At 69.2% G+C, this 6,385-nt stretch carries 3 protein-coding genes; 1 reads left to right on the top strand and 2 read right to left on the bottom strand.

Features of this window, described 5'->3' with window-relative positions; translation table 11 throughout:
- Positions 1-180, top strand: a 180-nt coding sequence (locus tag Q1K70_RS02140) for a hypothetical protein (protein WP_300155101.1), incomplete at its 5' end; no start/stop codon positions are given.
- A gap of 729 nt (positions 181-909) precedes the next feature.
- Here Q1K70_RS02140 and Q1K70_RS02135 read toward each other — a convergent pair.
- Together Q1K70_RS02135 and Q1K70_RS02130 are read right to left on the bottom strand one after the other, a co-directional pair.
- On the bottom strand, positions 910-2,016 hold the full coding sequence (locus Q1K70_RS02135; protein ID WP_300155098.1) for a tyrosine-type recombinase/integrase: 1,107 nt from the start codon (positions 2,014-2,016) through the stop codon (positions 910-912).
- A 71-nt stretch (positions 2,017-2,087) separates the two neighbouring features.
- Positions 2,088-4,172: a reverse transcriptase domain-containing protein gene (locus tag Q1K70_RS02130; protein ID WP_300155095.1), complete on the bottom strand. Its 2,085-nt coding sequence runs from the start codon at positions 4,170-4,172 to the stop codon at positions 2,088-2,090.
- Between the last annotated feature and the right edge of the window lie 2,213 nt (positions 4,173-6,385).

Below are 6,385 nucleotides of genomic sequence, written 5' to 3'. Positions count from 1 at the left end.
GACTGGTTGGGCTACGCAAGTGGCGTCGACGAGAATGTTAGGCTCGCCGACAGTCATTGGGCCCCTGAAGTGAAGCGCTATCTGGCTGCCATGCGTCAGCGCGGTGAGAAGCCGACGCGGGCCTGGTATGGCCATGGGATGGAGCAGAAGGGCCGCTCGCGTCGTGAGAAGCGTCACTAGGGGTGCTTGTTGTTGTGTAACGACTCGTTAATGTAAGCTCTCCTTTATTCCAATAAATGATAACCCGGAACTATATTTCTCAAACGTCACAACACCGGGATTAATTCTTTATATACACCCGGTCAGACGTTGGCAAGTGCAGCCTGCTGCTCCCGGGTTTTTTGAACCCAGAAGCGCGGCCAGCGCGGACGCCGCATCGGCAGGACTGCGGCGGCGAGCATGCTGCACGGTCGGCCCGAAAAACCACGCGGAGGGCCAGGGGCGCCCAGCGCGGGGGAAAAAATGGAGGGGAAGGCCGTGCAAGAAACCCCCCCTGGGCGTTGAACACCAGCACGCACGCCGCCGGCGGAGTCCCGCCAAGGCATCAACCAACGGGGCACAGCCTCACCCGCCACCACAGCCGCCGCAACCGCGCCGGATGGCAGTGGGCAACGCCACACAACAGCAACAGGGACACCGACCCGCCAGCACCATGCACGGACTCCGACCGTGCCGGCATGCCATATGACACCAGGTTCGCCGAGGGTGGCGAGGGAGGGAAGTATTGGAATAAAGGAGAGCTTACATTAACGAGTCGTTACACGAGTCCGTCGCCCTAATGGGCTCGGACTCATTCACGACTCTTCCATTTTGCTCTCCTTTATTCCAATAAATGATGAATTCGTCATGAGTGGCCGCCACATCCACGGTGCGGCGCCTGCGCATGCGCATGGGGCGGACACGCCCGGTCTAGCGCACGCGCGGCCCAAACAAGGCCATGCGCTCCGTGGAGAGGCGGTTGTAATGTTTCGTCATGGTCATCGACGACTCGGACCAGCGAAACATGCGGCGAACCTCAGCGTCGGTATAGCCGAGCTGCAGGAAGCGAGTGGCCCCCGCGCTGCGCAGCGCGTGGGGGCGGAACTCGTCGGGCACGCCGGCTGCCCTCATGACTGCCTTGATGAGGTTGCTGATGCGCTCCGTCGTCAGTCGCGCGCCGTCGACGGCGCTGAAGAACAGCGCGTCGGACGCCGCCATGCCCAGGGCCACCCTGGGCGACCGACGGCCGCGGGCGAGGAGCTCGTTGGCTATGCAGTGCGCGCACAGCCGCGGCTCGTCGGGCACGCCAGGCACCGGCTGCGGGACAACCTCGGTCCCCCGAGTCTCCTTGGTGTGGCGCGAGGCGATCTGCAGGACATGGTCCGTGCGATCGAACCTCGACTCGCTCACCAAGATGCCTTGCATGTCCGCGCCACGCATCCCGTGGAGGTACAGCAAGCACCCCAGCCTGCCGGCGAGATCCCCACGCGGGGTCACGCCCAGGGCAGGCTGCGACACAAAATGGTCGCGCAGGATGCTGACGTCGAACGTCACCGCATACTTGGGCCTGTTGGGCCGCTCCTTCCTGAGCGCCGTCAGGAAGGAGCAGACCAGCGGGTCCTGGCCGATGCGCTCTCGCCGGATCAAGGCGAGGCGCGTCGAGACCGCCGACGCGCAATGCTCGAACCAGCTCGCCTGGAATGAGTTCATGCGCGCTTCGGCCGCCAGCCAGTTGACCACGGTGACCCCAGAGGCGTCCCTGATGGGGTCGAGGTGGTGGCTCTCGCAGAAGCCCGTCCAGAGCGCCCATGCGCGCTCGAACTGCCTCCGCGTGGAGCCGGCCCAAGCCAGCGACACGGTCTTCGCGGCGTCATCCGACAGGCCCTCCGGCATGAAGACCGGATAGAAGTCGGGGAAGAGACGCCGGAAGGTCTCCGCATCGTTGAGATCGTCGAGCTGGACGCAGAGCAACTCCTCGGCCTGGCCGCCCTCACGGCCGAGAAGCCCGCCCGAGGGGTCCTCGCCGATGGCGGCCATCGCAGCATCAGCCTGCGACGGAGCCGAGGAGGGGCAGCGCTGGGACGACGACACCCCAGCACCGCCGCTGCTCATCTGAGCGTCCGCGGGATCCACGCGGTCGCCCCCTGGGAGGCCGACCGAGGCCCATGGGGGCGGCGCTGCGCTGCCATCACCGCCTTCGGGTGGCCCGACACGAGGCAGGCCAGCGCCCGCCACTTGTTCGTGTCCCAGGGCAGCGTGTTCCCGCCGAAGCCCGGAAGGAAGGTCCCCTTGCGCCGAGGCAGGGCAATGGGTCGCTTGATCAGCATCGCCTGGAGCAGAGGCCACCACGGCTGGGCCTTCCACTCGGGCACCACCAGCAGCGCCGTCGTGCGCTGGGTCTGCAGCAGGTGCAGCACTGCGGCGATCTGGTTGAAGGGCGGGTTCGCCCACACCCTCTCCCGCGCCCAGTCCTGGGCAAGGGCGTCGACCGCCGTCGCCCCGGGCTGAGGCATCAGGCACCAGAAGCGCCTGAGTTGGGTGTTCTGCGCCGTCGCGAAGGCGTCCACGGTCGGGAGGAAGTTCAGCGCCGCCGTCACTCTGCGAAAGAGCGCGGGCGCCAGCTTCCAGTCCCACGGGTCGTAGACCACGCGGGACAGCGTGTCCGCCGTCGAGTTGCGCACGCCCGGCAGGTGCACGATCTGCAGGCGGATGCGCGCTTCCTCGCAGAAGCACCAGAGCCGCAGCAACATCTTGGTCAGGGCCGGCGAGTGGGAGCCCCACCTCGCCACACAGAACACCGTCGCTGTGTTGTCGCAGCACCAGCGCACAGTCTTGCCCGCCAGCCGCGCGCGCCACGCCCTGAGCGCGTTCAGGCCCGCACGCATCTCGAGCACATTGATGTGCGTCTGCTGGATGCTGCGCGGCAGGCTGCCGGGGCCGCCCAGGGCAATCTGCAGAGGCCAGAAGCCTCTGGTCGCCTCCGTCTGGCCGCTGCCCTCCAGCGTTGCTCCCCACCCGAACAGGCTCGAGTCCGTGGTGAGGGTGAACGCGGGGCGCGAGCGCGTCAGGGAGCAGTGCGGCCTCTTCTCCAGAGTGCCGCACCACCACCTCAACTCGCGCAGGGCGCCCGTCGACAGGCAGCCTCTTCCGCCCCACGACTTGGCCATCCGCCGGAAGCGGTCCTTGTCGCGGTTGAGGTGGAAGAGGCGCATGCGCGCCGGCACCACCGCGGCGCTGGTCGCGTTGAGGCGGCCGATGAGGGCTGCCAGGTCCCTGGCGCGCCAGAGGCGCCTGGGGCGGCTCAACGCGTCGCGCGCCTGCTCGCGCAGACCGCGGGCGCGGGTGCGCGTCAGGCCCAGTGTGAGGGCGCGCGAGTTCACCGAGAAGCCCAGGAACTCGATGACCTGCGTCGGCACGAGCGTGCACTTCTCCGCCTTCAGGCAGAAGCCGAGGCGCTGCAGAAGCTCGACGGCCCTGGCGATGTCGCGCTGCGCCAGCGCGCGCGTGCGCGACAGGAACAGCAGATCGTCCAAGTAGACGATGACGCGGATGCCCTGCTCGCGCATGGCCCCAGCGACGACCTTCATCAGCCGCGAGAAGGCCCACGGCGCGATGGAGACGCCGAAGGGCAGCGAGCGGAAGGCGTAGTCCTGGGCGCGCCAGCGGAACGCCAGCAGCCGGGACGCCTCGGGGGCCATCGGGACGTGGTGATAGGCCGACTTCAGGTCGACCTTCGTGAAGTAATCGCCGCGGCGCACGAGCGCGCGCAGCGTGCGAATGCCTTCCATCTTGAATCGGCGCGACCGCAGCACCGCGTTGAGCGGGCGGCAGTCGAGGACGGGGCGCTTCGACCCGTCCTTCTTGGGCACCAGGAAGACGTTCTGCCTGAGGCGCACCTCGTGCGCCGCCATCGGCTGCACGGCCCCCGTCGCCAGCAGGTCCGCCACCTCGGCGTCGATGAGGGCGGCCGAAGCGGCGCTCAAGCGCTGCGACGGCTCTGCCACGGACGCGGGCGACGAGGGCAGCGGCGAGTGGAGATCGAGACGGAGGCCGTCTCGGATCACTCCGACCGCCCATGCGGTGTCCCCGCCCGGCAGCCTCTCCCACTCCGCGATGCATGCCGCGAGCCTGCGCGGGTATGGAACGAAAAAAGTCTTCTTTCGTCTCACATCGCACGAGGGGATAGCGTTCACCAGCGCTGCTATTGGGCACACCACCCCGGAAAAGCTTACTGTGCTTTACTCCGGCTCGGTGTTGCCGACGGCGTGGCCGCGCCTCCTTCGCGGCCGCCTGCGGCGCGGCAGCCCCCTTGCGCGCCTCGAAGCGGTTCGACGCCTGCGCCATGCTCGCCGCGCGCCGCAGCGGCGACGCCGAACGCAGGCGGTGGCGCGCCGACCGCGCGGGCGACGGCGAGCGCCAGCGATGGAATGCCGAGGAGGAAGCAGGGGCAGCCGACGTGGCCGCCTCAACCGCTGAGGACGCAGCCGGTGGGGGCGCGCCGCCGGCCCTCGAGACACCCGCCTGGGTGTCCCGGCCATGCTTCCGCGGGAGCGACGCTCTGGCTGCGCCCGCCCCCGCCAGCAGCGCAAGGCGGTTTGAGAAGGCGGCATCATTCGCGGCCAGCAGGCGCGTCTCATCGCGGTCGAACAGCGAGTGCTGATCGATCACGGAACGGCCCTGCTCGTCCAGGGCCAGGGCCTCGCCCGCCTTGTAGAGCGGGCCCCAGAGCAGCCTCCTCTGGGCCTCAAAGCGCGTCGTGATGGCCTCCTGCAGGGTGACGATGGCCTGCGCCGTCATCACCACGACGCGCTGGGTCGCCGGGTCACTCACCAGCGGGGTGGTGGTCTCCAGCAGCGACCAGAGCGCCGAGCGCAGGAGGCCGAGCTGCTCGACGGCATCCGTCAGCAGCGCATCGACGTCGGCCCCGGCCATGCCCTGCAGGCGCGACGGCCCGCCCGCCAGGAGGTGCGAGCCCTCCGGCGGCAAATGCAGGGGCAGCTCCACGTCCCACTCGCGGCGAGGGAAGAGAGCCCGCAGGCTCTCCTTCGCCGACACGGAGATGGGCAGGCGCGACACCGCCATGCGGCCGCCCGGCGTGAGCGCCGCAAAGCAGTCGGGCGGCCGCGGGAACGGCATTTGGCGCCCGTGGGCCAAATCGAGGGCAGCACGCAGCTGCTCCTCGCGGCCGAGAGCCGGGAAGGGCGGCGGCGGCGGCATCGATGACGCCATGCCCGTCGCCTGCGCAGCCCGCGCGGCGCCACCAAACACCGACGCCACGGTCGCCGCCGCTTGCCCTGCTGGGGCGGCAAGTATGGGTGCCCATGGGACGCGGGGAATCGCCGGCAGGGGTGCCTGCGGCAACGACGCCCGCGGCGGAGGCCGCGGCACCGCCCCCACAGGGGCATGCGCCTGCTCGCCATCCGATGGGTCCGTCAAGTCGATGAACGACGACTCCTTGCGAGGTGCGTTGAGCTCAGCATAGAGCTCATCCTCGCCGTCGCCAGCCGTCTCGGCGTCCTTCTCAGGCGCCGAAGAGGCGGCCGACGTGGACGATGTGTCGTCGTCGACCAGTCGCCCTGGGGGCGACGAGCGCCGCACACTGCGCGCCCGTTCCTCCTTCGCCGCGATCTCCCTCGCGCGTGCCTTGACCTCCTCAAAGGTCAGCACGCGAATCTTGGGAAGATTCGCGAAGGGGTCGGGCGCTGCAGCGGCCGGTCCCGGCGGTGCCGCCACCATGGGGGCAGCAGGCGCGACGGGAGCTGGCGCGCTTCCCGCGGAGCCGGCAGCCGAAGCCGCCTGAGGCGCGAGCGGGAGCGCTGCGAAGCGCTGCGCGAGGGCGTCCGCAAATGCGGCGCCCACGCTATGGCCGACCTCGCGGGCCGACGCCACGGCCGCCGCAGCGGCCCCCGTCAAGGAGGCCGCGCCAGACGGGTGGCACGGCGCCGCGAAGGCCGTGCTCGGTGGAGGGGCATAGCCCACTCCGAGCTCGGCGACGCTGCGCAACACAGGGGCAGCCAGCGCAGATGCATCGGCGGCGGGGTGCTGGACAGCAACCACCCCGCCGGAAGGCTGCAGCTGTGCTGCCGGCGCGGCGACCGCCTCAATGTCAACCACAATGGGCGCTGACGCCGCGCCAGGCGAGCATCCGGCCGGCGAACTAATCGCCTGGCCAGCGAGAGGCAGGGCGGCTATAGCGGCCGCCCTATCCTCAGGCTTGCGGCGGGCAGCGCGCTTAGGCGCCGCCACGCCCGCAGCAAACAAAGCATCGCATGCAATGTTTGCATCCTCGCCGTCATCGGGTGCGGCAGCTGATCCGCCGCCAATCACCCTGCTGGCGATCTCTAAAGTCTTATCGACTTTAGATGAAACATGAAGCGGGGCAGCACCATGGCCGCCACCGCTTTTC

Origin of the sequence: Solidesulfovibrio sp., assembly GCF_029978005.1 — a bacterium.
Taxonomy (GTDB): Bacteria; Desulfobacterota; Desulfovibrionia; order Desulfovibrionales; family Desulfovibrionaceae; genus Solidesulfovibrio.
The sequence above is the reverse complement of the archived record's forward strand: the minus strand, read 5'-3'. Positions and strand labels throughout refer to the sequence as shown.

Excerpts from the sequence above, each read along its gene's own strand:
- Q1K70_RS02135 (WP_300155098.1), bottom strand. The coding sequence starts at position 2,016 with ATGGCCGCCATCGGCGAGGACCCCTCGGGCGGGCTTCTCGGCCGTGAG.